Raw genomic sequence first — 26,143 nt, forward strand, 5'->3', positions numbered from 1 at the left:
ATATCACTGATATCTTATTATTTTGCGACTCCAACCGTTGTTGAAAGCCGGGTTGCACTGCTGACATCAGCCACCTTGCGACTCCAATCACACCATTCTTTGTTGCATAGGATTTAACTAGGCATATCGGCTTTGTTATTCATCCTTGAACAATGCGCTGCCAAAAAATTCCCTTCATTTTGCTGTCTCTCCTTCTGACAGTCTGTCTTTGGGGCTTAAACTCATGGAATCTCCGAGCAGAAACCAATCATCAGCTAGTCGTTGCCCAGCAACATCCCGCTGCATCAGACCGCAACCCTGGCACCGAGAATAAGCCTCTTCAGACCATTAATGCCGCTGCTCAGCAGGCTCGGCCCGGGGAGACCATCCTGGTTCATGCCGGTATTTACCGAGAGCGAGTCACACCTCCTAGGAGTGGAAACCCGGATCAGCCAATTGTCTATGCAGCTGCCCCCGGAGAAACTGTCGTCCTCCGAGGGTCAGAGGTTTGGTCAGCAACGCCCGTATCCGACCATGAGTCATCCACCTTATCCGCTGATTGGGAAGGTCCCCTGCCCAAGAACCTGTTTCCAGATACGGATCCATTCACCAAGCAGCTGGAGCGAATGCAAAAAGGGTATTTACGCGGTCAAGTTTTTTGTCAAAGTTTGCCCCTACGCCAAGTACTCGATCAAGAAACCCTGACTTCCCAACCCGGAACTTGGTATTTTGATCCCCAACAACGTTGGCTGAAAGTTCACCTAGACCAGGCTTATCCCGTCTCAAAGCCTCCTTTACTAGAAGTCAGCACCCGTCGAGCCGTCTTTGCCCCTAAAATTCGCGGGTTAGGCTATATCCATGTTCGTGGATTTGTGATGGAGCATGGGGCCAACCCCTTTCCCAGCGGGTTTTGGCGCAGTCAATCTCCCCAAGCAGGCATTTTGAGTACCCGCTCAGGACATCATTGGCTGATTGAAAACAACACCGTTCGCTTTGCTAAAAGCCTGGGAATTGATAGTGGTAGTGAAGGACGCTATGACATTGATGGCTTAGAGCAACCGATCCCGGAGGGCGTGGGATATCACGTGATTCGGCATAATCGAGTGACGGACAACGGTGCAGGGGGAATTGCGGGTTGGAATCAAACTGCATCCTTGATTGCCTACAACGTGATTGAACGCAATAACCGTTTAGGCTTTAAAGCGCCAGAAACAGGGGGGATCAAAGTTCATGGGTTTGTAGATGGCCAGATTATTGGCAATGTCCTCCGCGATAATGAGTGCTTTGGCATTTGGGTCGATAACGTCTACCGAGATGCCCGCGTCAGCCGCAATCTTGTATTGGGGAATCAAGGGGCTGGCATTTTCATCGAATTGGGAGGCGGTCCCATTTTGGTCGATAACAATGTGGTTGCTTTTACAGCCCTAGGAGAAGGCATCTATACTCACGATGCTAGCGGCGTCACCATCGCTCACAACTGGTTACAGGCCAACACTCACTTTGGCGTGTATATGCGAACGGTTACGGATCGCCAGTATGCCAAAGCAGATGGGACTTCTGAGCAAGCGGCCACAAGCGGACAGCGGGTTTACGGCAATGTTTTTGTTGATAACTATCGCGGTCATATGAGCCTGCCGTTCCCTTCGGAACCCGAAATAGATAATAAATCTGACTACAATCTGCTGATTAATGGCACCCTATGGCAGTGGGAAGGCCAAGCCCCTCACCGATTTGTCTGGAACCACCAGTCTAAATTTGTGAAACGAGAATCCATTGTTGCCACCCTAGAGAGAGCCTTTGCAACAGGTCAACTCCCCAAGGCAGAACAACCCAATTTTGATCAGTGGAGTCAGACCCTCGCTTTACCGCTACCTTGGTGGCAGCAGCTAACAGGGAATGACACGAATAGCGTTGCGCCTTTAATTCAAGGGGGTGAGGTTGTGAATGGTGCCATTGCCCAGGGAGCGATTACATTAGGGGTCAACACGCCCAATTTAGAGGTCGCCGATCCAACCGTCGTTCCTCAACTAGCCATTCCCTCCTTGCCCCTTCCCAGTCGAGACTTCTGGGGGACGCCGATCAGTAATGCCCCTCGTTTTCCAGGTCCATTCCAAAACTGGCCCCAAGCAGGTGAAGTGCACTGGCCTCTCTGGCCGATAGAATCATCCGAATCAAAAAATAGGACTGAGTAGCTTAGGATAATATTTGGCCAGGATGTTCACCGAACATTCCTGTCCTATCCCATTGCAAGAGTATGAGCCATGCTAGCCAAGCGAATTTTGCCTTGTTTAGACGTTAAAGCTGGACGAGTCGTCAAAGGGGTGAATTTCGTCAACCTAAAAGATGCTGGAGATCCGGTTGAACTCGCCCAAATATATAACGAGGCTGGAGCCGATGAGTTAGTGTTCCTAGACATCACCGCCACCCATGAAGATCGCAACATTATCTTTGATGTGGTGTACCGGACTGCCGAAGCCGTCTTTATTCCCCTGACCGTAGGCGGTGGGATCCAATCCTTAGAAACGATTAAAAAGCTGTTGCGAGCTGGAGCCGATAAAGTCAGCTTAAACTCTTTCGCCGTCCGTAATCCCGACTTTGTAAACCAAGCCAGCGAACGATTTGGTCGGCAATGCATTGTCGTGGCCATAGATGCCCGTCGTCGTGATGATGGCAATTCCGGCTGGGATGTCTTTGTGCGTGGCGGTCGCGATAACACAGGTTTAGATGCGATCTCATGGGCCAAGGAAATGGAAGAACGCGGTGCAGGAGAACTCTTAGTTACCAGCATGGATGGGGATGGTACCCAAGCTGGATATGACTTGGAACTGACTCGCACCATTGCCGAACAAGTCGAGATCCCCGTGATCGCGTCTGGTGGCGCGGGCACCTGTGATCATATTCGGGAAGCCTTGACAGACGGTAAGGCTGAAGCGGCTTTGCTAGCATCCCTACTGCACTACGGGCAGCTCTCTATTGCAGAAATAAAAACTCATTTGCAGGATCACCGAGTTCCGATCCGCCTGGCTTAATTCTTAAATCAAACTGTAAAATCACAGATTTGTGGTGGATTAGTCTTTAATTTTATTAAAATTAGTAAAGTTATGATTATTCTGCTTGTCGGTGCTATTGGACTTGTGATGTGGTCCTTGCAATTAATGAAGATGGCTCACCACTCCAGTGAGAAGTCTCTCATCTTTGCGGGGGTACTCGTCGCTGTGTCTGCAATAGGCCTCGTAGCAGTTTATATGCTAATGGATGGCTGCATGGGATATATAACGGGTGGAGAATCCGTTTCTGCTCAGGCCTCTAATCTGCCCCTAATGGTGGTCTCCCATTTCTCTTCAATCTTTTGAAATTATCTCAGCTCATCATCCAAGTATCAATATTTAGGTTAACGAAGCATCAACCAGGCGCCTTAACCCCTTCAAATTAGCTTAAAACTTCGGTTCTAAACATTTTCAATTCTATAGTCGCTTAGTCTCAGCCCTTTTCCCTGTAAAAGCACCATATATTATTTATGGCGGTTGAGCTTCTTGAGAGGATGGCATACAACTGCACTGTTTTGGGTAACAAACATCCACAACCAGGTATATCTGAGTACATCTCCAAACTTGGACTTATCTGCAAACATCTGCCTTTCCGTGATCCGAATACTCCTGGCTTGTCCGTCAATATTTTGTGTTTTCTGAACTAACAAGCCTCAAAGGCAATACCTGAGAGGATTCTAAGGTAATTATCATCGTGCATCTTCTGGACCAAGGGAGGTGTTTGATCAGGATCAGCTAAAAATGGGAATACTCTTTTTACTCAATTAGGGCCAAACATTAATATATTTAACAAAATTAAAACAATTACACATAAATTTCAGAAAGGATTTAATACTATCGCTAATTAGTCCAGCCATCTTTTTGATTTACGCCTTTCTCCTAGGTGAAATAAGCAGTTGGTATTGTTTTTATTCTACCAAAAAAGACTAATATTTCAATTTTCTATTACCAGGGATAAACGCATATAAGCATTGCTAGACATTGCTTCTGGAATATTGAAATTTGTATTAACTGATACACTATTCCTTTTTTAAGATTTTAATTATCATTGTTTTTTGCATATGCGTTATCCTAGATAAATCTTGTCTAAACCTTGTCTTTTTTTAGGGGGAAAAATGCAGATCTGGAAACTGGTAACCATTGAATTAACGCTAATTTTTGCTTATTGTCTTGTTTTGGTCTTTAACGTCTTTAATTCCAACCAAAATGCCCAATATCCTGTGCAATCAAATATTCAAGTCACTCGCCCGAATTAATGCTTCTCAGTACGCGTAAAAGCGCTTATTGATCACCCGTAGATTAAAGCCCCCTGCTAGTTTTGATGGCTAGCAGGGGTTTGTTTTATCGTTGAATTGCCAGGCAATAAAAAAGCCAGAAAACACTATCCAGTGGAAATTATTTGGGTAAGCTTGCCATTTTTGCGCAGCTTATACCGATATCCACGCCATTCCACTGTCGTTCCCACCATTCCATAGCCCCAAATGGCAAAGTTGATCAAGTCCCGCAGGGGGACCAACCACCATAGCCTCTGAGCCACCCGATCATGAAGATAGTAGATCGCAATCACCCAAGCCATTAACCAGCGGCTAGCTAGCATAACGACCAGTACAGACCACCCCAAAATGGACCCTTGAGTTGCCAGCAGAAATAAGACTCCACTTGTGGTGCCAAAGGTGAACAGTAACCCCACGTAGCCCCAGAAACGCTCTACACGGATACACCGAGCCCAGCGAGCTTGTCGATGAAAGAATTCAGATAGATTTGTGGTCGCCAGTTGATGTTCCACAATATAGGGGGACAAAACAACCTGATAGCCTACTTGGGTGGGCAAATTCCCCATATGGAAATCATCAGCCAGGTGATCTGCTAAGGCCGCAAAACCTCCAATCTTGGCTAAGGCCGCTTGTCGAATCACAATAGTGGAACCAAAGGCAAAATGCATTCCTTCCAATTTATGGGCCGCGAGTACATTGGCATGGTTGCGGGTGGTAATCCCCAAGGCTTCAAATCCAGCTAACCAGCCCTTAGCCCAAGAATTATAGAGGCAAGTCACCACGCCCACTTCAGGGTTAGCCAAGGGTTGAACAATTTGCTGTAAATAATCAGATTGAACCAAAATATCGCAATCGGCCAGCACTATCACGTCATGCTTAGCCTTCTCCACCCCATTGGCCAGATTGCTGACTTTCAGATTGGTACCAATGGTGCGATCGCACACTACCAACTCAATATCCACATCAGGGAATGCCAAAATTAGCTGCTCTACAACGGGAAGACAGGGGTCCGTCGCCTCCCGTACGCTAAAGATGACTTGATATTCAGCATAATCCTGATGGCAAAAGGAAGCTAAATTCTCGTAGGTGTTTACATCAACGCCACATAGGGGTTTGAGGATGGTCACCGGAGGATGAAAGTCAGGATCAACCCGATGGTCTTGACGGAAAAAATCAACCGTCGCATAGATGGCATAGCAGTAATACAGTACCGCCGTGCAGCAAAACGGAAAGATTAGCCAAGGAAGATAAGCAGTCATACACCCAACATGGAAACAGGGGCCTAACCCGTTAAAGAAATAATGCCCACACCCCAACCAATGACAATAATGCCAGCTAACCGTCCTGAAGAAATATGCTCCTTAAGGATAAAGTGGGCACCACAGAGATTGATAATGTAGCCCAGGCCGGTAGCCGGGCGAACCAAGCTAATATCAGCCCAGCTCAAGAGGGAAATAAACATCAAAAATGAAACGGTATAGCTTGCAACCCCGATTAATACCCCTGGATTTACAAATACACTTTTCAGCCACTGCAGAATGGAGGTCAGAGACCGAGCTGAAAACTTGCCAATTTTCTTGACGCCACGGGCCACCAAAATATCTGCCGTACAGTCAGCCAAGACCAGTACTAACACGCCTAACCACATCTTGGGCAAGTAGAAACTCAAGGGCAGCAGCAGCATCCAAGAGGACTTTATATTGGGATCAGCGTCTTGCTGCAACTGGGCTTTGCGATCGTCTATTCGCTTACTCCAACCCACAATAAACACGCCCAACGAGATAAAAATTGCCGCCAACCAACGGGCTAAAGAAACCGGTTCTTTCAGAATCAGCCAAGCCATAAGGGCATTGAGAACATAGCTAAAGGCATGCATGGGCAGCACAAAGCTCATATCCAGCCGAGTCAGGGATACGAGATAAATGAGCATAGAAATCGTGAGGGTGACGACCCCCAAGCCAATCCAAGGGCTTGTGAATAAATAACCGACTAACTGCCCTAGGGCATCCGGATGAAATGACGTGATCTCACCAAATACTTTCATCCCCCGACTCAGCCAAATATCACCGAGCACTTGAGTAGAGATAAGCAGGAAGATAAGCAGGAAATTGATCAAAATGCGGCTGAAGCGATGAGTTCAGGATAATTGGTTAATTGAAATCCACTGGCCTGGAGCTGCGCTTTCACAGGTGGGCTAAGCAACGCCGCCAGCTCCCGCTCTCCCGCTCCCTCAGGGCCATTGATCGGTTCATGGGGATATGCGATGGCAGGATGGGCATATAGCTCTACAACATTGGCCTGAATTTGGGGAATTAATCTCATCAAATAGGACTCCGTTACAGCGCCAGATTGCAAAAGCCCGTAGACCCGCTCAGCATACCGTATCCCCTGGACCGAAAGCACCCGTTCCCCATGACGACGCAGCAGTCGAAACACAGACCAGCCCAGTCCCTTAGCTAGCCAGCCCTGGGAATCTGCCTTTAAGGTATAGGTCAACTCCTCATAAGGAAGCCGGATGATGGGGATGTTGTATTTTGGCGCTAAAGCCATTAAGACGTTCAGGACGGCAGGATTAGCATGGTGGTGTAAATGTCCATCCACATGGGAAAGGGACAGACCTGTTGCTAGAAAGCACTGAAGTTGGGCTTCTATTTCTTGGTGTAGTTCTCGGCGAGCCGCCTGATTGAAGTAGTATCGCCAGCCCGCCTGAGCCGGATTATCAGGGAACTGACCCTGCTCATCCACCAAGTGAGGAATTTGCTCAGGAGGCAGTACTGCTTTGCCACAGCCCAACACCACATGCAGACCCACGCCCAAACTGGGATGCTGCTTAGCTAGGTCAACCGCCTCGTCAACCGCCTCCCCTGCCACCATCAGACTGGTACTGGTGAGAATGCCTTCAGTATGGGCTTGAATAATACCTTCATTCACCCCATGGGAAAATCCAAAGTCATCACCATTGACGATTACATACCGTGGGGATGTCATTGCCGCCCTAACCTGATCAAATAGGGCATCTTAGCCTCCCTGGACCGATGGAACTGGATTGCGACTGGGCCAGAGACGCAGGCAGGTCAAAGCCAGCTTGGATAAGCGAGGCATCAATAGGGGCTGAAGCAATTGCTCGTCAAACCGTTGCATGCGTTGTTGATTGGCATCCAAACAAGTCTTAAAAAACTGGTTGGCCGTTAAATCGTCCATAAAATGCCCAGCTTCAGAAGCTGTAAAGGGCTTGCCTTCCTGCTGATCCGCACTGCCGCCAAAGGCTTGAATTAAAGTCTTTAAAGCCTTGCCATAATGCCATAGAGCCCGGAAACTGCGGAGCCCTTCCACGTTCCACCCCTGCTGAATGTGCAGGTAGGTTACCCAATTGACGAAGAAGACAATATGGCGGGCTTCTTCATCCAAAATCGGGTCAAAAATCTTAAATACGCTTTCCGGCATGTACTGGGCTTGGCGGGCTAGATCAAACATGCCAAAGGCAAAGTAAGAATCCAGGCATTCGCCAAAACCAAAATCCGTAAAGGCCGTTTCTATCTGATCAGGAACGGTAATCTCGGGTAGGGGTGACACTTCAATGTCGTAGCGTTCGATCAGATGCCGCAATAAACGGGCATGGCGATGCTCTTCTCGACCTTGGAGCGCTACGGCTTCTTTAATCAGGGGGTCCGTAATGGTTTCGGCAAAAGCACTGACCATCACTCCGGCTTCACTCTCTGTTAGCAGTGCTTCCCGCCAGAAGGGAATTCTCCGCAATCGTTCCAGGGAGACTGGATCGAGGTTTGGCCAGGGTAAATTCTCAGGTTCATAGTCTAAATAGGTGTCCAGAAAGCTGCGACAGAACAGTTGCTTATGTTCTCTGCTACCTAATTTCATCATCACTTGCATAACCCCCAATGATTTCAATTTGTATTAGATGGTTCCCTAACTGACGGTGTATTTAATGGTTTCCAAAATCCCTAACTTTCCCCTCCAGGGCGGGAGGGGAGTCCTGTCGAGAAGGTCACTGAATCCTCCGGGGGCAACCTTACGCTTTGGCTGCTGCGCCGGTTTGTCGCTCTTTCAAATAGGCAAAGAACTCCCGCCCTTCCCGTAAACGGCGGACCAACATTTGCGGGTCTCCTAGCATTTCACCCACAATCGGAATAATCGCTTGAGGTCGGAAGTAGAACCGACGATACATGCGCTCTACAGCATCCTCAATCGCGGCACTCGAAAGATTGGGATAGGCCAAGGTTGAGGTTTGAATCCCGGAATCTGCTAACAGAGAGGTATCGCTAAACCAGTTATTCTCTTTAGCCTGGGCGTAAAGGGCTGTGCCGGGATAAGGGGCCGCAATCGATACCTGAATGGTATGGGGGTTCACCTCACAGGCAAACCGAATTGTTTCTTCGATGGTTTCCTGGCTTTCGTTGGGAAGGCCAATAATAAAGGTGCCGTGGACGGTGATACCGAGTTTGCGACAGTTGGCCATAAACTTCCGAGCCACTTCCAGTTTGATGCCCTTATTGATGCCGTCCAGAATTTGCTGATTGCCAGACTCAAACCCCACTAACAATAGCCGGAGGCCGTTATCTCGCAACTGCTTGAGGGTGTCGTAGTCTAGATTGGCCCGGGCGTTACAGCTCCAGGTGAGTTTGAGGCGTTTGAGATGTTCACTAATTGCGATCGCACGAGGTTTATCAATCGTAAACGTATCGTCATCAAACATATATTCCCGCACCGTATCGCCAAACAGGTACTTGGCCTGCTCCATTTCTTTGCCCACGGCTTCGGGGCTTTTAGCGCGGTAATTATGGCCACCAATGGTTTGGGGCCACAAACAGAAGGAGCACTTAGCCGGACAGCCACGCCCCGTGTAAAAGGAAATATAGGGATGGAGAAGATAGCCGATGAAATACTTTTTGATATCCAAATCGCGAGCATAAACGGGCAGGACGCTCGGCATGGCATCCCAGTCGTGGATCAGGTCCCGCTCGGGATTGTGTTGAATTTGATTATCTGCGTCGCGATAGCTAAGCCCCTTGATTTCTGATAGAGGCAGACCTTCGGCCACATCTTTGCAGGTATAGTCAAATTCGTTGCGACAGACAAAATCAATAATGGGGTTATCCCGCAGGGTTTCTTCCGGCAAAACGGCAACGTGGGCACCAATAAAGCCAACCCGAGTACCAGGCTTTTGGGCCTTAATCGCTTCCGCACATTTGACATCATTGGCAAGGGAAGGCGTGCTGGTGTGCATAATCACCAAGTCATAATCCTTGGCGACCTTAAGCACATCTTCGACGGTTTGTTCATGGGGAGGGGCATCAATCAGCTTACTTCCTGGCACTAAGGCTGCAGGTTGGGCCAGCCAGGTGGGATACCAAAAGGAGGTAATTTCTCGTTTGGCCTGATACCGGGCACCAGCACCCCCATCAAATCCATCAAAAGAGGGGGGACTCAAAAATAAGGTTTTCTGCACAGTTTCACTCCTCACTTAAAGATGCAGTCACAGCAAAGTTTCTAGCTTTAGAAACATCAATTGAGGACCATCCCTCAAACGCCCAGAACACTGAAGCAACCATAGCCTATCAAAAACTGGCCTTGCATGGCCGTGGGTTCTGTCTCGGTTGCAGTTGATTTATCCAGTCGGGATAGATATTATGGCAGTTCTGCTCCTTGAAACGCCAAACGTTAGTTTTAAATTGCATTCTGGATGGGTTTTAAACCGTCTGATTCAACCAGCGGAACAAATCGTTTCTTCAAATCGCTATTATTGGGGACCACCGCTCGATATTCTGTGATCACGATCAGTTAAAGGATGAGATATGGTTTCGGTTGGGGTGTTTATAGATTTAAGATGGCACCAAGCCGCAGGCGGGCATGTCAAATGCTGGGAATCCTTTGCCAAAGCCGCAGCCACATTACCGGAAGAGCTAACACTAAGTCTGCATTTTTTAGGGGATCAAGAACAGGTTATCGAACTCGCTCCCAATGTTCGCTACATTTTGCATCCACCCCGGTTTAGTACTGAACGTCTGACCTTCCTGAAAGATGTTCCTGGACATACGGATATTGCCCCCTCGAATCCTTCTCTGATTCCCTATTTGGAAAAGCTGGATATTGTCCATATCACCCATCCTCAGTTCACATTTGGGAAGACGGCCAAACGGTATTGTCAGCAACAAGGCAAACCCCTGATTGCTTCAATTCATACGGATACGCCAGAATATTCCCGAATCTATACGGAGCAGGCCCTGGAAAAACTCTTTGGTCAGGGATGGTTGAATCAACTGCTTTCCCAACAGCTGCAAATTCCACGACGGTATAAGCAGTTGATGGTGGCCCGCCAAAAGCGTTACTGGCAATCCTGTGCCCATGTGCTGACCGCTCAGCCTTCTGACTTTGGGGTGGTCAATACTGTTTTACCCAAGTCACACATTTCCCATCTCCGACGGGGCATTGATAAGGAATTGTTTCATCCTCAACATCGCGATCGGTCTTGGTTGGAACAAACCTACAACATCCCTCCTGGAAAGTTTCTGCTGTTATTTGTGGGGCGCTTAGATGCCTGCAAAAATATCCTTACCTTTGCCCAAGCCGTGAAGGTTCTGCTAGATCAGGGCCTGCCCGTTCATGCCCTCGTTGTCGGTCAAGGCAGTAGCGATCAAGAAGTGCAGGCTATCCTTGGAGACCATGTGACCTTAACAGGCACGATTAACCACGATCAGCTGGGTCCCATCTTTGCCAGTGCCGATCTGTTTGTGTTTCCCTCCCAAACAGAGACCATCGGCAATGTGATTGTGGAAGCGAAAGCGTCTGGATTACCTGTTATTATTTCTAGTCATGGCGGCGCTTACCAGTCGGTACAAGCCTCTGGGGAAGATGGCGTTGTGATTGAAGACGATTTGCCCGAGACTTGGGCGGGTGCGATCGCAACCCTGTATCACGACCCCGATCAGCTTGCCCAGATGAAACAAGCCACTCTCGCCCATATTGATCAGCATTGGCCTACTTGGCTAGAAGTGTTGCAAAACGACTTGCTGCCCGTTTGGCAGGCAGTGGCTTCGATTCCAGACCGAGTCACCAAACGACCTTAGATTTAGAAAAAATTAGGACTTCCCCCGAGTGCCATCCTTTAGTATGTAGAGGTGGGGACTACACTCTTTATATTTGTTCTTCAGCGGCTGCATCTCTGAGCAAGACTATGACCACAACAACTCCCGAATCCACTCAGACCATGACGGCTAACAAGCGTGGGTTACCCGTCACCATTATCACGGGCTTTTTGGGCAGTGGAAAAACAACCCTTTTAAACCACATTCTCTCCAATCAGGAAGGTTTAAGAACGGCTGTTCTGGTCAATGAGTTTGGTGAAATTGGCATTGATAATGATCTCCTGATCACCACGGGTGATGACATGGTGGAGCTGAGCAATGGCTGTATCTGCTGCACTATAAATAATGATTTAGTAGATGCGGTTTATAAGGTTCTGGAGCGGTCTGAAAAGATTGATTATCTGGTGGTGGAAACTACAGGATTAGCCGATCCTTTACCAGTCGCTTTGACCTTCCTAGGCACCGATTTACGAGATGTGACTCGCTTAGATTCAATTGTAACGGTGGTCGATTCTGAGAATTTCAGTTTGGATCTGTTCAATAGTGAAGCCGCTCAAAGCCAGATTGCCTATGGCGATATTATCTTGCTTAACAAAGCTGATCTAGTGGATGAAGCGAATCTGGATCTGCTAGAAGTGCGGGTCCGGGAAATGCGTGAAGGTGCTCGGATCATCAGGACCACTAAAAGCCAGGTTTCCCTACCGTTGATTTTGAGTGTCGGGCTATTTGAATCCGATAAGTATTTTGATGAGCACGGCCACGGCCACAGCCATGACCATAGCCACGATCACGACCATCATGATCACGATCATGGCCACGACCATCACGACCACAGCAATTGCGACCATGACCATGGCCATTGCGAGCATGATCACGACCATCATCACTCCCATCATTTAGATAACGATGGGTTTACATCCCTCTCTTTTCAAAGCGATCGCCCCTTTTCAGTTCGCAAGTTTCAAAAGTTCTTGGATGAACAGCTTCCCCTCAACGTCTTCCGAGCCAAAGGGATTCTGTGGTTTGATGAAAGCGAGAAGCGTCATGTCTTTCATTTAAGTGGTAAGCGCTTTTCCTTAGATGATGAGGACTGGAGAGGCGAGCCCAAGAATCAGCTGGTGTTAATTGGGCAAGATTTGGATCATGATCAGTTGCGATCGCAAATCGAAAACTGCTTAACCACCAATTCCACCAATAGCAGCAAAGGATTTGGCTAAGAAATGATTCTGGCGTTTATGGCTTCAACCCATAAACGCTATACTTGCGAGGTAGATTAATTATCTACCCCAATAAGGGCATGTAGCTCAGTGGATAGAGCATCAGATTCCGGTTCTGAGGGTCGGGGGTTCGAATCCCTCCATGCTCGCTTTTGAAAAAAGCTCGAAATATATACCCTTTCAGGGATTCCTAGATTTCAGGAGTCCCTTTTTTAGCTTATAAATAAAGAACATATGTACTATAATTAGGCCTAGTTGGGTATGGTTGGGGTAAAAATTGGGGTAAAAATAAGCCGAGCATAAGAGCTTTTACCCCAAGTAAGATTTGATGGACACTCAAACGCCTAAAGCTAAAGCCAGCAAGGGTTCCGTTAAAATCAAAGTTTCGAATAATCGACTGCAGCTTGTCTTTTCTTGCGGTGGCAAGCGACATTACCTCAGTTTGGGCTTATCGGACTCCCAGACCCATCGCAAACTGGCGGAAATGAAGGTCAGAGCAATTGAGTTGGACATCGTTTCGGACAACTTTGATCAAACCCTTGAGAAGTACAAGCCTCAATTTACCCGAAGCTCTATTACCCCAATTACCCCAACACCACCCAACCTGCCCAGCCTTGATCATCTGTGGGAACAGTATGTTGAGTTCAAACGCCCTAGCGTATCGCCAAACTATCTAGCAAAAGAGCTAGGGACTGCTGAACGGGTGATTAATAACCAATTACCGACGCGATCGCTAGAGGATGCCGTCCAAATTCGAGATTGGGTTGTGGCCCATAAACCTGCTAATGCGGCCAAGCGCTTAATCACTCAGCTGTCGTCTTGTTGTGACTGGGCCACCAAAAGCAATCTAATTGAGGTCAATCCCTTTAGCGGTATGGCGAAGGAACTCAAGCTTCCCAAAAATGGGAAAAAGCAACAGATCGATCCCTTTACCCAGCAGGAGCGTAATCAAATCATTCAGGCTTTTACTGCGAATCAGTATTATGGCCACTACGGTCCCTTTGTCAGCTTCCTATTTAAAACGGGCTGCCGACCGTCCGAAGCCATTGCCTTGCAGTGGAAACATATCGCACCTGACTTCCAGCTGATTATTTTTGAGCAGTCAGCCATAGATACGGAATATGGCCTAAAAATGCGCAAGGGTTTAAAAACGCAAGAGCGTCGTCAATTCCCTTGCAACACTTCCTTACGAGACCTACTGATCACTCACCAACCCTCGGACTGTGAACCTGAACTTCTAGTTTTTCCTAGCCCAGGTGGCAAGCTAATTGACTTTCATAATTTTCGAAATCGGGCCTGGAAAACCATTCTGGGAAACCTGAAAGAGATTCGCTACCGTAAGCCTTACCAAACCCGTCATACCTTTATTACCTTGGCCCTAGAGAATGGTTTGGATGCCAAGGATGTCGCTGGATTAGTGGGTAACTCTCCCGAAATCATTTACAAGCACTATGCCGGAACAAAGCGAGAACTTGTGGTGCCTGAATTTTAAGGGGAGCGCTTTTTCTTTCTTCGCCTTCGAGGGGGTGGCTGATTGGAGGGCAATGCCCCCAAAAAGTTCTCAATCGCCTGGTTATGGGTGCCTTTATCCATCCGCGTTGCGGCCCAGTCTTTCATCAGCTCGACGTTATAGCGGACACAGCGGCTTGAATAGCGAACCCAGTGAATCCCCTCAATCAGTTGATTGGAAAGCCGCAGCTTTTTCAAGCTGGATTCAGAAAGACCGACAATCTTAGCGGCCTCATGCTTGTTGCACCAAACAGCGGGTTGTGAATTGGCTGGAGATTTCATGGTGTTGCCCTCCGAATCAGTCGTACATCCTGGCGCTCATATTCCTTCGTGATCAGCCAAGCTTTACCCTTAACTTCTACCCATCCAGGCTTTTTACGGGGAAATCCCACCACCTGCACCTGGCGACCCGTAAAATATCCCGTTAATAATTCCACCCAATCGCCTTCCTTTAGATCTGGTGCAGGAGGACTCACACCAGTTCGCTGATGGTGATGATCAAGAGACACCGACCCTTGCTCTGAGTGGCTTTTCGGGACTTGCTCACCTTGAACAGCAAGTTCACGCCCATTAGAATCGCGTGTCTGAGCAATGGGGTGATCAGACGACAAAGATCCGTGATATATCGTTGTTGTAGTCACCTGATCCGAAGAGGTTGATTTAGGATCATCTGATACCAGCCCTTGCCTAGCTTGGGTTTCAGTCACCTGATCATCTGATTCGGGATACGTGAATATTTTTTTGCGAGATTTGCCACCGCGACCATTATTGGCATCAACCTCTCGGATCCCTTCCGTAATATGTCCCTGTCGCCATAGCCGCTTGACCAGTCTGCGCATATGAGATTCACTACAGCTAAACTGAAGGGCCAATTCAGCAATCTCAAATGCAATGCCTGGAGCGTGCTGGAAATGGTCTAATAATCTCCCCTCAAGACCGCCTTGCCCTTGAGGAGTGCATTTGAAGTCACCGTGGTAAACAATCACACAATCATCCGGGTCATAGCTGATCACAAACTTGCCAGAACAGCGACTCCGAGATTTATTGATACTCCAGATGCGTTGGTCTTCCGGCAGGTTATCCTCTGGCTTGGGATGACGGAGGTACCAAACTTCGCTGACATTATCGGGAATGGCCGTGGTCCCTCGACTCTCCCCCAGCTTGTTTGTGTGATGAAGAATCAAGAATGTACAGCCATAGGTATTGGCGATATTCCGCAAGTCATAAATACAAGCCCCATAGTTGGTATCCTTCTCCGCTAGCTCACTTGCCCGATTAGCAGCCGTAAAGGAATCGATAATCACGAGAGTGGGTTGTTCTTGCTCAATCCAGCGGGTGAGCTGGGGCAGTTGGGAAAACTGCCATTCCGTCTCCACCTGCACCATCCCCGGCTGAAACTGCTCATAATTGGCATCCCGTAATGAATCCGAGAAATCTACATCCGGCTCATCGGTTTGGATAATCAGAACCTTGCCCTGAGTGGTCCGAAAACCATTCCAAGATTGGCCAGAAGCCACAGCATAGGCCAAATCATAACTCAGCCGACTTTTGCCTGTGCCTCCATCCGCAATCAAGGCAATGGTGCTGGCCTTGGGAATCTTGCCCGCAATAATCCACTCTCGACTTTCAGGAGCACGAGCGAGGAAATCAACAACGTCCATTGGTGCAAAGGGACGAGCACATTCCAAGCGCGTCTGGTGGATTTTGCGAAGTTGAGCAGTTGAGAGTTCAGCCCGTTTTGCTAACCGATTCAACTCCCACAGTTGGCGAGCGGTATCTTCAATCTGAAGGATTTCGTCAATCTTTTCCAGACACTGCTCATAGTTGAGCCGGGTATCATGAGTCTTATGATTGGGCCGAGTGGCCTGTCGTGCAGCAGCCTTAATTTGGCTCAAACTACAATCCGCATTCAGAGCATCGCTGATATCCCATCCCTTAGGAATGGGGGTCTGGTTAAAAGGCACTTGAGCAATCTTAGCTCTATGTCCCAACTGCAGGGCCAGCTTTTCAGCCCCCTTTTGTCCTGGTGGATCCAGGTCATAGAAGATCGTGACTGGGCCGGGTAGGCGTTGCAGCTGCTCAGTTGGCGGAATGACATTACAGCCACAGGTGAAGGTTGAGATCGCAATCTTTGTATCGTCTCGCATCGCCCAACCCAGCAAGATCGCATCCCATTCCCCCTCACATAGATAGGTCTGCTTAGCTGCCTTGGGCTTATGGGTAAAGTAGACCATTGCAGGCAGCCCTTTCTGAGACCAGGTAGGTCTATAACTCCAAGGTTCAATTCTGAACTTTCGATAGTAACGAGTATCTTGATCATCTGCAGGAATAGGAATGACAATTCCGGCTCGACCATGATGAGTCACTAAACCTAAACGATAGTGTTGAATTAGCTCAGGGGTAATCCCTCGATTTTTCAACCACTGTTGCGCTTGTCCTCGTTTACCGTCATTGCCATTCAGCAGCCAATCGGTAGTCGTCTGCAGTTGATCAGGGGTATAGATCAACGGTGAATTTTGATTCGCCAAGTCCAAGGATGAGGTTTTCTCTATGCCTAGGCTGTCGCGGATTTCTTCAGGGGTACAGCCTGCATGACACTTGTACGCTCCACTGTCTAACAGAGCCAAGCTTTTCTGGGATGGACGACGGCCCTTTTTACGACTGCAGCTAGGACAGTACGCTCGTCCGCTAGCGTTGAAATTGATAAAGTCTTGAATCTCAAACATATAAATGCCCAACGCAAAACCTATCTGCTAGGCAGTTCCATGGATAAGACACCTGCAGAAAGCTAATTTCTTTAAACAGTATATATGTACTATTTCAAAAAAGGATATTCATGCAGAATAGTCATATAATTCTTGGCATGAGTCAGTGGTGGATATCCCCATGCGTAAGGTCTTTAATGCAGATAGTTTTACGGGTCGAATGGCCATCTTGGTGGATGAGTATAAAAATGCCACTCATCTCGCCAAAGTGGTCGGCGTGAATGACCGAACGATCCGAAAATGGATGGCGGGAACGGAACCCGCTCGAAACTATCTGGAGCTATTGGCTGAAAAGCTTGAGGTCAATATCGAATGGCTGGTACTCGGTCGGGGACCTATTCGGCGGGCGGATGGGGGGATTGGTGATGGCACTTATGTCCAAATCCCTCTCTATGATGTTCGAGCGGGGGCTGGGGAAGGCATGATTGCGGAGGACAAGGAGCAGATCGAGGAACTGATGGCGTTTAGTCGATCCTGGATTCGTAGTGAATTACGTACTAGCCCAGCTCATTTGAGTTTGATTCATGTCAGTGGAGATTCGATGGAACCAACTCTGCGACCTGGGGATGTGGTGCTGGTGGATCAGCATCAAGCGGAAGGGGGGACGGATGGGGTTTATGTGTTGCGTCGGGATGGGCATTTGCAGATTAAACGTCTGCATTGGTTATCAGGGAAAGTTTTGAAGATTATTAGTGATAACCCTATCTATCAGCCGATTGAGGTGGATTTATCTCAGTTGACGGAGGAGTTTCAGATTATTGGCCGAGTGATTTGGGGCGGGAAGCGGTTTTGAGCTTTGGTAATTGATGCAGGGTTTTGATGACTACTCCGCTCTTGAAAATCCAGACACACTGTTTGGTGAACACTTGGAAGCTATAGCCCGCCAACTTTAATGCTCATCACCGGATAGCAAAACTAGCTAAAGCGATGGAAATGGCGAATCAGGATAATTCAGCTTCTAGCTAGAAGTTGGTCAATCTGAACGAGCGCTTCTTCCAATTGGCTGACGATAGAGCGGGTAATCATCAACCCTCCTTCAACTAGTACGGTGCCATTGAGTGGATGGAGAATTGGTTGTTGTACCCTTTTACCTATCAGAGCATCGAGATCTTCAATCTCACTGAGATACATACCCGCAGGCAGCTCTACGACAACACCTTCTCCAAGAACTCTGGCTTGGCAGGCCAAGCGAGAATTATCCTGGCAATTTGAGAGCAGCTCTAGGGTTTTTAGCTCTCTCTTACTTTTAGGTGACAAGCTCTCCGTACCAGACTGGATATACACATGACAGGTACTACAACGCCCCCGACCACCACAACTCCAATTAACATTTAATTCCTGCTGGAGCAACATGGACAGCAAGTTTTCATTGGTTTTGACGGAAACCTCATGATCGATGGGCTCCAACTGAATTTGTTTAGGCATGATGGATGAACGTGTAGGCGATTTATGCAGACAGGAACGACTTAATCTTGGCTTAGCCGAAGAGATTTTCAACTAACATGGGGTCGTCAGATTCTTCGTTGCTCATGGTCTCAGAGACAAGGTCATGAAGATTCAAGCTGACTTCACGAGCTTTCTCATACTGGTCAAGCTGACCTGCCTCAAAAAAGAGCTTTGCTGCAACATGCAAGTCATCAACGGCACGTTGTTTTTGACCTAACTCAGATGCCATGATCCCTCGTTCAAAATAGGCCTCCGCATAAGAGGGTTTCAGTTGGATCGCCCTTGAAAAATCGTTCATCACCGTTTCTTGGTCTTCATTGCGTTGCAGGCGTTTTCGAATTACCCCGCGCTGATAGAAACTTTCTGCAACGTTTGGCTCGTCAGAAATGGCCTGGGTAAGTGTATCAATTGCACGTAGAGTTTCCAGGAGTTCTTGAACACCCTTCGTTTGGGCTGCTATGAGTTGGGATTGATTCTGTTGAGTCTCAACTTGATTACTCAGATCCAATGTCGTTGATTGAAGGAGTGCGATTGCATTATGAAGATCTTCCATTTTGGAGGACAGGTCGTCGAACTGAGTGACTGCTGAGCGTTGTTGCTCGCTCAACGCAGCTAGCGATGAATGATTTTGATCTTGAAGTTGGTTGAGACTGCTAATTTCCTCTCCCATTTGTGTAGTACGAGTGGTCAACCCTTGAAGAGCCTCTGAGGCTTGGGTATCTTGCTCATGTAATTCGTCTAACTTCAATTGAAGTTGTTCATTATTCTGCTGAGCCTCAGACAGCTCATTTCTCATGGAGTCAGTGTTTTGTTGAATCAAAAGGGATACTTCAACCCGCTGTTGTTCCAGCATCTTCCCCGTTTGACGACGACGGTTAGCCAAGTTGATGGTCGCAGTCAGCGATAGGGGAATCATAACCATTGCAATTTGCTGTGACACTACAGCAGCAACGGTTCCCCCAATGGAGGACACCACAGCTAGAGTTTCCGCAAGATCAAGCCAGTGAGATGTTTTTGTTCTTCCGTTCGTTTCTTTTGGCGACTGCATAATTGAGATACCCTTAAAAATTATTTGATAAAAATTTGATTACGAATTAGCTTAATAAAGCCTGATTTAGATGAAGTGCTGGCATCATCAAATCTGTTTCTTCAGCGGAAAGATGCCCTCTTAAAACCTCTGGCATCTCCCTCCAAGTTAATGTAGAGGCCTGTTCATCCTTGACGGCTCGAACAATAGTGCGCTGCCACAGGAGAAGTCCATCCCTGAGTCGATCCAGGTCATTAAAGAGCATGGCGGTTGCGGCATACCGCAAGGTATTTTTCCGATCCCGACGACAGGTTTCTGAGTAGTCTTTGGGGCCTTTACAAAACACTTGCGGTTCAATATCCGTTAGTTGAACCTCAGAGTCGTCCATAATGGCGTCTTCAGCATCCCGAATCTTTTCATAGCCACTGATGCGCTGGCCAACGTCTTGAAGATAAGACTTTACGCAAGCTAACTCGGCATCAGTGGCATACCGTCCATCGGCCTCAAGGCTAATGCGCTTTAGTTGTGACAACATAATTCCCCCAATATTGATCTGGATTAAACAAGTTTTGAATGGGCTAAATGGGTGACCACATCACTACGAGTCACCTCCAATTGGCTAATCATGGAGCGGGTAATTAATTTCCCTTTTTCGACTAAGATGCGACCATCCAGTGGGTGAAGGATGTTTTCGTCTGCTCGTCGGCCGACTAAGCTCTCAATCTCATTCATATCGCCCAGATACATCCCCGCAGGAACCTCAACCACGACCCCATTGCCCAGAACTCGACATTGGCAAGCTAGTCGAGAAGTTATGGTACTGGTGGTAATTGCCCCCAGCGTTCGCTGTTCACGACGGCTAATGGGCGACAACTGCTCCATCCCTTCCGTGATGAAGATATGGCAGGTTGCACACATGCCCCGCCCCCCGCATTCTTGCAGAACTGTCAGCTCATTTTTAAGTAAGGCTGAGAGCACATGATCGTTGGTGGTGACACTGGTTTCTTGACCGAGGGGGTCTAGCCTAACTATCTTCGCCATTGCTCCATACTCCGAGATTGATGTTTCATCAGTATTGACATCCTCTGGTCTGGATAACGTCTAAGAAGCTACAGTTCCAGGTTGAGCGGTACACAACCGAGCCAGAATGGTGTCATGGTCTTGTGCTTCCGCTAACCAGGCTTGTGCCACTTTGACTCGTTCCGGCAATCCCAGAATGAAATAGTTCCATTCAGCCTGCATCGACTCGCAGGATGTTTGCACACCGTCCAACTCTCGACCGGTCAGTTGGCTGAAAAAGGCACTCAGTAGCCCCACTTCAATAAGGCATGAGGGACGGTCTTGCACATTCCTCGTTTTGGCAAAAGCAGAATATTGGGTCTTAACGACTAAGAACCCCTGTGAATAAGCTCCAAAATCAAAATCGATAAGGCCCCAACCATAGGTTTTCCAGCACTCCTTGAGGGATTGCAGAAATTCCACCATTTCCATTTCAGCTAGCGTTTTGCCATAGTATTGGCTGACCTCTGAGGTGAACCGTCGATAAAAATTCTTTCCCCACCAACGACCACATTGCTTTAAGACCACATCAGCAGCAGGTCCCACCTCATGCTCCAGGCTTTGATTCAATGCGTTTAAAAACGTCTCAGGGAGGGCGATGAGTCGTGCCCCTTCCCGATTTTCAATTAGGCCTAACTCTGTATCTCCCTGGACATAGTGCTCAGGGGCAAAATAATTGCCTGGGATATGTTGATTGATTAATTTCTCAGCAGCTAACATGTGATTTTTTCTCTAACCCTTATGCCATAACGACTAATTCACGGTTTTTATCTATGCTCACCAAGTGGGTGTCTATGCGTTGAATAAAGGGCTCTAGCAATACCAGTTGCTCTTCATTCAAGATGGAGCGCAAACATTGTTTGAGAAATAGACAAATATTGTGGTTAATCGCATTTAGGTCATCCCTCCTCAAAATTTCTGCATAGAACTTAAGCTGATTCTCTAGATAGTCGGGCTGATCCATCAGCATTGCCATGGCAGCGTATCTGAGCACCGAAATCCAACGAGTCAACATTTGTTCTAAGGTCGCTTGAGGAATGTTGGATGCCTCTTTTTGTAGTTGATGAGCCACGACTTGGAATATGGTTAACTCCTGATCCCGCAGGGCTTCATAGAGTGTGAGTCGGTCTTGTAAGGCCCCCACCTGTTGCTTAAATTGATTCATTTCAGTGGGTTGTAGATAATGATCCTCTGCTGTCCGCAGTAGATCTTCAAATTTAGATTGCATAGCTACCCTCAAAAAAGTTCAGAGAAATCATGGAGCTTTAATTCATCTCCCTCAGCATTTGGAAACAAATTGACTGGGATGGGAGAAACGGTGATGAGGGGTGACCTCCCCAAGCGAAGAATTGAAAGAAATCTGTCACGGATAACCGTGTGGAGAACTCCTTTGACCTGGAGTGAACCCGTGATTCCTTAGTAGGCTGCCCAGTCCAGTTCAATTGGCTGAAAAATGTTTGTACAGATTGTCGCGGCCAAGATTTTTGAAGGTTGCTAGGGGTGGAGTGGTTAGCAGATCCAGAAACTTGTTGCTGACCTGACCAATTACATGTGCCTAGAAACTGACCAACCGTTAAAGATCGCCACGATATAGAGGTACTCATGCTAAGTATTCTCCATCCCGCAAACGAGTAGCGATATCCTTGGCATTTGCCCCTTCGTTCTGCCAGAAGGTAGCCGCGTCAATTCGATTCTTCTTACCCAGTAAGAATTTGCAGTAGGTTTCACCCATGGCATAGCATTGCGTTTCAATGCAACTCAACTTCTTTTGAGTGAGTTGACTAAAGAACCCTGCAAATAACCCCGCATAAATATGGCAAACAGGCTTGCCGACATCTCCAAGGGTGCGAGCCACAGCAGAATCAAAGATATTGATGAACATGAAGCCATTGGTTTGGTCTTCAAGATCCACTTCCCAATTCCCCCATCCTTGACTTGTAAAGGGCCACCACCATGCTTCTAATGCAAGGGAGGGACGTGCCATTCTTACAGGTTTTTGAAATTGCTGTTCAAACCAGCCCTGAAAAAAGGCCGCATCTTGCTTACCCCATTCATGGCCGATGTTATACATCACCACAGAGGAAGCCGATCCCACTTCCTGTTCTAAGCCATTGATCAGCGCAACAATGAAGTCTTCACTGGCCAAGATATTGCGTGAGTCATGCCAGTCCTCAATCGTGCCGTCAGAGCGATTGAAGGTAAAGAAATCCTCAAAGCGATAGTGATTGAGCTTCTGAGGGAATAATTCTTTAGAAGAATATTGTTTTTGAATGCAGTTTGAGGGCGCACTACTCAATTCTGCTGGTGCAAGAACCATAGAGAATAACCTTTTATAATGAAAATATTACGGGAATAAAAATATTGCGATTACGGTTGAACGCTAAACAGTAGAAATTATAGATAAGCGGCTAACATTCGCTATTATCCTTAGCAAATCAACCTGCAAATATCAGTTTTATTTACTGCTTTAACCATTGAGTTAAAACAGCTCAAAGATTGTCGAACAATCAGTATTATTCCTAAATGATAATTCTGATAAAAGCTGATAAAATCAGCAATTCCACTTATTTATATTTCTTTACAAAATAGCATGAAAGTAAGATGTTTGTATTTAAGAAATATTGACTATTTCAGAATAAAATCATTCTCTCTGGCCATTATTTTTCTTTGAATATCGCTTTATTTGTAAATTCGCCTGTTTTTATCTAGAAATCTTATTTATTTCCTTGTTGCAATGATTTAGACAATTACAGTAAATCCAATATCTCTGGCACATCAAAAGGATTTTAAGATTTTTTATATAGAGCCATCGAATACAAGTAGTTCAAGATACAATTGTTAGCCTTGTTTCTCCGTAAAATTACGGATAGATTCACCACAAAATGCGGTAGACGCGAGGGCGATATGGCCCAAATTTCTTAAATCCTTAAAGTGGAACTCAATGGTCAATGGCTACAGCACTGTTTCCCTCAAACCAGTACAGGGTAGAAAACACGAAAAAAATTACGGATTGCACTAAACATTTGTCAAAAATAGATTGGCAAATGCATCTCATCCAGATGAATCACCATACTTATTGCTTGTGTTCCTGAGTATGATCACAGGAGAAATACTAATATTCCTACAATAATTGCATAAAAATAAAATATAGTTCATTGGATGGAATAATCAAATATAGGCATTAGATGAAGCTAAATCACTCTCACCCCCAAATAAAGGTCAGGGATAATACGGTTTAATTAACTCTGAGAACAAAATAAAATCAGTAGTGAGGAATATCTATAAAGCTTTCCTCATATTACTGATGCAAGTTCCCCTGATTAATCTGAGTTCTAATGTTGCAAGTTACTGATATATCCGTTTTTTTTCAAAAGAATACTTCTGATATTCCAGATGATCATTTCGAGACGCCTAAGAAAATAGCTGTTATTGAGTCCTGGACTGCAATACAAAGGGGAAAGAGTGTTGTTATCAAAGGAAGACTCCTGGGCCATCCTAATTATCCCGACGGGGTTAAGATGATGACCTCAACAGTCTATCGTTACTTAGCGGGTGATGGTCACGTATACATCAAAACTCAAAATTCCCTATATGAGTTGGGTCAACCTCTGAAGACAACTGATTTCCAAAAATTAGAACGAATGACCCAGTAAGAAATTTCATTCATCATTAATGTAGACTACAAAGTTGGTGGCCAAAAGGTCTGAGTTGAAGCAACATAATAGATATTGATTCTTTTATATGTTCTATCAGATAAAACCAACTGTTGGAACGACTAAATATCGGTGCGTTAGCTCTTGAAAACGAAATAAATTATTTTTCCCAGATTCACAAGTCATCATTAATCTAATAAGGGCTTGCTTCGGAAGTCTAAGTTCCAATATTTGCAGTGTATCCAAGTGTTGAGGGCCCTTGAGAAGTGCAAGGAAAATCATTCAAAATATTTAAAACCCTTGCACCTGCAACCCGATGTATCGCCGTCCATCCCCCGGTCAACTGTCCTTTGAGAACTTCTACTTGCCCTTTGGAGGGAAACTTTCAGGAGAGAATCGCTGGGTCAAACTAGCCGAGTTGATTCCTTGGGAGAGCTTTGAGTCAGAATATGCAGACCAATTCAGTCAGACCATGGGGGCACCTGCCAAACCCTTTCGTGTGGCCTTAGGGACCTTAATCATCAAAGAGAAACTGGGTATATCCGACGCAGAGACCGTAGAACAGATTCGAGAGAACCCCTACTTGCAGTACTTTCTGGGGTTTAGTGAATATCGAGAGAGTGCTCCGTTTGATGCCTCCATGCTGGTTCACTTTCGCCAACGGTTGAATCTAGAGCTGCTAGCTCAAGTCAATGACGCAGTCGTGGACTCTGTGCTGGCATCCGAGGGGTCTCCTGTGGCGATGTCCCCTGAGTCATCTCCTCCCTCTGACGATGATGAAGATGAGCCTCCTGCCCCTCCCAACCAGGGCCAATTGTTGATAGATGCGACCTGTGCACCAGCCGATATTCGCTATCCGACAGACTTGGATTTGCTCAATGATGCCCGCAAAGCAAGCGAAGCCATCCTCGATGCTTTATATGCTCAAGTCATGCTGTCCCTCAAGTGCAAACCTCGCACCTACCGCCAGAAGGCCCGCAAAGCCTATCTGGCCATTGCCAAAAAACGTCAACCGAGCCGCAAGCTGATTCGTAAAGGGATTCGTCAGCAGTTGGGCTATGTGCGTCGCAATCTAGCCCATATTGATGGGTTGATAACATTGGGGGCTTCCCTATCCCAATTGTCCCGGCGGCAGTACCGTCTGTTGCTGGTGATTCATGAAGTCTTTCGACAGCAAGAATGGATGTATCAACAGTCAGTACGTCGAGTGGACGACCGGATTGTCAGTATGAGTCAGCCTCATGTCCGACCGATGGTCCGAGGCAAAGCTGGAACACCCGTTGAGTTTGGAGCCAAGCTATCCCTCAGTTGTGTGCGTGGATGTGTGTTTCTGGAGCGCTTGAGTTGGGATGCGTTCAATGAATCCCAGCATCTTCAACATCAAGTGGAAGCCTTTCGTCGTCGCTTTGGCCATTATCCTTTCTCAGTCCATGCTGACCAAATCTATCGGACTCGGGCTAATCGACGATGGTGTAAAGCTCGGGGGATTCGCTTGAGTGGACCGCCGTTAGGAAGACCTCAACAAGACCCACAAGTACAGACCCAACTCAAGCAACAAGCGTGTGAGGATGAAAAGGTGAGGGTCCAGATTGAGGGTAAGTTTGGGCAGGCCAAGCGACGGTTTGGCTTGAATCGAGTGATGGCGAAGTTAGCGGATACGGCTGCCAGTGCGATTGCTATCACGTTCTTGGTCATGAATCTGGAGCGGTGGCTCAGCCACTTTTTATCGTTCATTTTTGGGGTGGGATTGCTGGTTTTGGAAAGCGTTATGGAGCTGTCAGGACTTCCTTGGGGCTTTGCTAGGGCCAGTCAAAGGATATGGCTCTGGCCGTCACAAATGGGTTGCTTGTACGATTTGATGCATGGAATTTGCTCAATTTACTTTCTCAGCAAACCCTAATAAAAGGGTTAACATCTCACCAAGACCTTATAACCGCCACTAAGAGATGTGCCGTTTGACTGCATCTTCATTGCTTAGCTGAGACGATTCCAGACCACAGATAGCATGTTAAAACTCGTGAAAAATCTTGCAGGGCTAGCGATAGCTCCAGGTGGTGGCAATGCGTG

The 26,143-nt window shown here is 47.0% G+C and carries 23 protein-coding genes and 1 tRNA gene; 10 read left to right on the forward strand and 14 right to left on the reverse strand.

Translation table 11 applies throughout. The features are described from left to right. The first annotated feature begins 152 nt into the window (after positions 1 to 152). From AM1_RS26175 to AM1_RS26185, 3 genes are all read left to right on the forward strand, one after another. Positions 153 to 2,171, forward strand: a complete 2,019-nt coding sequence (locus AM1_RS26175) for a right-handed parallel beta-helix repeat-containing protein (protein ID WP_012165948.1) — start codon at positions 153 to 155, stop codon at positions 2,169 to 2,171. Positions 2,172 to 2,240: 69 nt separating this feature from the next. After that, positions 2,241 to 3,008 (forward strand): imidazole glycerol phosphate synthase subunit HisF, encoded by a 768-nt coding sequence (gene hisF, locus AM1_RS26180; RefSeq protein WP_012165949.1) that lies wholly within the window; start codon positions 2,241 to 2,243, stop codon positions 3,006 to 3,008. Positions 3,009 to 3,080: 72 nt separating this feature from the next. Then, positions 3,081 to 3,332 carry a hypothetical protein gene (locus AM1_RS26185; protein WP_012165950.1) on the forward strand — a complete coding sequence of 84 codons (252 nt, stop codon included), beginning with the start codon at positions 3,081 to 3,083 and terminating at the stop codon, positions 3,330 to 3,332. Positions 3,333 to 4,407: 1,075 nt separating this feature from the next. Here the strand turns inward: AM1_RS26185 and hpnI are convergent. The 5 genes from hpnI to hpnJ form a co-directional block, all read right to left on the reverse strand. Then, a complete protein-coding gene (gene hpnI / locus AM1_RS26190) occupies positions 4,408 to 5,559 on the reverse strand; it encodes a bacteriohopanetetrol glucosamine biosynthesis glycosyltransferase HpnI (protein ID WP_041660547.1) in 1,152 nt (383 codons plus the stop codon). Positions 5,560 to 5,582: 23 nt separating this feature from the next. After that, entirely contained in the window at positions 5,583 to 6,344 is a 762-nt protein-coding gene (locus AM1_RS26195; protein ID WP_238549085.1) for an EamA family transporter, read from the reverse strand. Positions 6,345 to 6,412: 68 nt separating this feature from the next. Next, positions 6,413 to 7,288 (reverse strand): hopanoid biosynthesis-associated protein HpnK, encoded by an 876-nt coding sequence (hpnK, locus tag AM1_RS26200; RefSeq protein WP_012165954.1) that lies wholly within the window; start codon positions 7,286 to 7,288, stop codon positions 6,413 to 6,415. 30 nt (positions 7,289 to 7,318) lie between these two features. Next, positions 7,319 to 8,188: a ferritin-like domain-containing protein gene (locus AM1_RS26205; protein ID WP_012165955.1), complete on the reverse strand. Its 870-nt coding sequence runs from the start codon at positions 8,186 to 8,188 to the stop codon at positions 7,319 to 7,321. 139 nt (positions 8,189 to 8,327) lie between these two features. Next, the gene (gene hpnJ / locus AM1_RS26210; RefSeq protein ID WP_012165956.1) at positions 8,328 to 9,764 is read right to left on the reverse strand and encodes a hopanoid biosynthesis associated radical SAM protein HpnJ; all 1,437 of its coding nucleotides are present in this window, start codon (positions 9,762 to 9,764) and stop codon (positions 8,328 to 8,330) included. A gap of 346 nt (positions 9,765 to 10,110) precedes the next feature. Here hpnJ and AM1_RS26215 point away from each other — a divergent pair, with 346 nt between their 5' ends. From AM1_RS26215 to AM1_RS26230, 4 genes are all read left to right on the forward strand, one after another. Further along, positions 10,111 to 11,382 carry a glycosyltransferase gene (locus AM1_RS26215; RefSeq protein ID WP_012165958.1) on the forward strand — a complete coding sequence of 424 codons (1,272 nt, stop codon included), beginning with the start codon at positions 10,111 to 10,113 and terminating at the stop codon, positions 11,380 to 11,382. A gap of 107 nt (positions 11,383 to 11,489) precedes the next feature. Next, complete coding sequence (locus AM1_RS26220) at positions 11,490 to 12,617, forward strand: CobW family GTP-binding protein (protein WP_012165959.1); 1,128 nt, start codon at positions 11,490 to 11,492, stop codon at positions 12,615 to 12,617. Between the two features lie 76 nt (positions 12,618 to 12,693). Further along, positions 12,694 to 12,766, forward strand: a tRNA-Arg gene (locus AM1_RS26225). A 179-nt stretch (positions 12,767 to 12,945) separates the two neighbouring features. Then, entirely contained in the window at positions 12,946 to 14,109 is a 1,164-nt protein-coding gene (locus tag AM1_RS26230) for a site-specific integrase (RefSeq protein ID WP_012165960.1), read from the forward strand. Here the strand turns inward: AM1_RS26230 and AM1_RS26235 are convergent. Beyond that, positions 14,106 to 14,408, reverse strand: coding sequence for a hypothetical protein (locus tag AM1_RS26235; RefSeq protein ID WP_012165961.1), 303 nt, complete (start codon positions 14,406 to 14,408; stop codon positions 14,106 to 14,108). The two genes, AM1_RS26230 and AM1_RS26235, sit on opposite strands and share 4 nt — an antisense overlap. Beyond that, the gene (locus tag AM1_RS40000) at positions 14,405 to 16,852 is read right to left on the reverse strand and encodes an AAA family ATPase (RefSeq protein ID WP_041660550.1); all 2,448 of its coding nucleotides are present in this window, start codon (positions 16,850 to 16,852) and stop codon (positions 14,405 to 14,407) included. Before AM1_RS40000 ends, AM1_RS26235 begins: the two co-directional genes overlap by 4 nt. 160 nt (positions 16,853 to 17,012) lie before the next feature. Here AM1_RS40000 and AM1_RS26245 point away from each other — a divergent pair, with 160 nt between their 5' ends. Beyond that, positions 17,013 to 17,684, forward strand: a complete 672-nt coding sequence (locus AM1_RS26245; RefSeq protein ID WP_148215833.1) for a S24 family peptidase — start codon at positions 17,013 to 17,015, stop codon at positions 17,682 to 17,684. Positions 17,685 to 17,842: 158 nt separating this feature from the next. Here AM1_RS26245 and AM1_RS26250 read toward each other — a convergent pair whose 3' ends face one another. The 7 genes from AM1_RS26250 to AM1_RS26280 all read right to left on the reverse strand — a co-directional run bounded on the left by AM1_RS26250 (position 17,843) and on the right by AM1_RS26280 (position 22,740). Further along, entirely contained in the window at positions 17,843 to 18,316 is a 474-nt protein-coding gene (locus AM1_RS26250) for a 2Fe-2S iron-sulfur cluster-binding protein (protein WP_012165964.1), read from the reverse strand. Between the two features lie 52 nt (positions 18,317 to 18,368). Beyond that, a complete protein-coding gene (locus AM1_RS26255) occupies positions 18,369 to 19,313 on the reverse strand; it encodes a hypothetical protein (RefSeq protein WP_238549087.1) in 945 nt (314 codons plus the stop codon). Positions 19,314 to 19,431: 118 nt separating this feature from the next. Further along, positions 19,432 to 19,899, reverse strand: a complete 468-nt coding sequence (locus tag AM1_RS26260) for a globin family protein (RefSeq protein WP_012165967.1) — start codon at positions 19,897 to 19,899, stop codon at positions 19,432 to 19,434. A gap of 23 nt (positions 19,900 to 19,922) precedes the next feature. Next, a complete protein-coding gene (locus tag AM1_RS26265) occupies positions 19,923 to 20,405 on the reverse strand; it encodes a 2Fe-2S iron-sulfur cluster-binding protein (protein WP_012165968.1) in 483 nt (160 codons plus the stop codon). 60 nt (positions 20,406 to 20,465) lie between these two features. Then, the gene (locus AM1_RS26270) at positions 20,466 to 21,143 is read right to left on the reverse strand and encodes a V4R domain-containing protein (RefSeq protein WP_012165969.1); all 678 of its coding nucleotides are present in this window, start codon (positions 21,141 to 21,143) and stop codon (positions 20,466 to 20,468) included. A 19-nt stretch (positions 21,144 to 21,162) separates the two neighbouring features. After that, positions 21,163 to 21,651, reverse strand: a complete 489-nt coding sequence (locus AM1_RS26275) for a globin family protein (protein WP_041660556.1) — start codon at positions 21,649 to 21,651, stop codon at positions 21,163 to 21,165. A 372-nt stretch (positions 21,652 to 22,023) separates the two neighbouring features. Beyond that, positions 22,024 to 22,740 carry a V4R domain-containing protein gene (locus AM1_RS26280; protein WP_012165970.1) on the reverse strand — a complete coding sequence of 239 codons (717 nt, stop codon included), beginning with the start codon at positions 22,738 to 22,740 and terminating at the stop codon, positions 22,024 to 22,026. Between the two features lie 1,018 nt (positions 22,741 to 23,758). On the opposite strand from AM1_RS26280, the gene AM1_RS26285 reads away from it, so the two are divergent. Both AM1_RS26285 and AM1_RS26290 read left to right on the forward strand, forming a co-directional pair. Continuing rightward, on the forward strand, positions 23,759 to 24,076 hold the full coding sequence (locus tag AM1_RS26285) for a hypothetical protein (RefSeq protein WP_041660558.1): 318 nt from the start codon (positions 23,759 to 23,761) through the stop codon (positions 24,074 to 24,076). Positions 24,077 to 24,392: 316 nt separating this feature from the next. Next, entirely contained in the window at positions 24,393 to 25,976 is a 1,584-nt protein-coding gene (locus AM1_RS26290; protein ID WP_012161164.1) for an IS5-like element ISAcma17 family transposase, read from the forward strand. Positions 25,977 to 26,143 lie beyond the last annotated feature (167 nt).

This window comes from Acaryochloris marina MBIC11017 (assembly GCF_000018105.1).
Lineage (GTDB): Bacteria > Cyanobacteriota > Cyanobacteriia > Thermosynechococcales > Thermosynechococcaceae > Acaryochloris > Acaryochloris marina.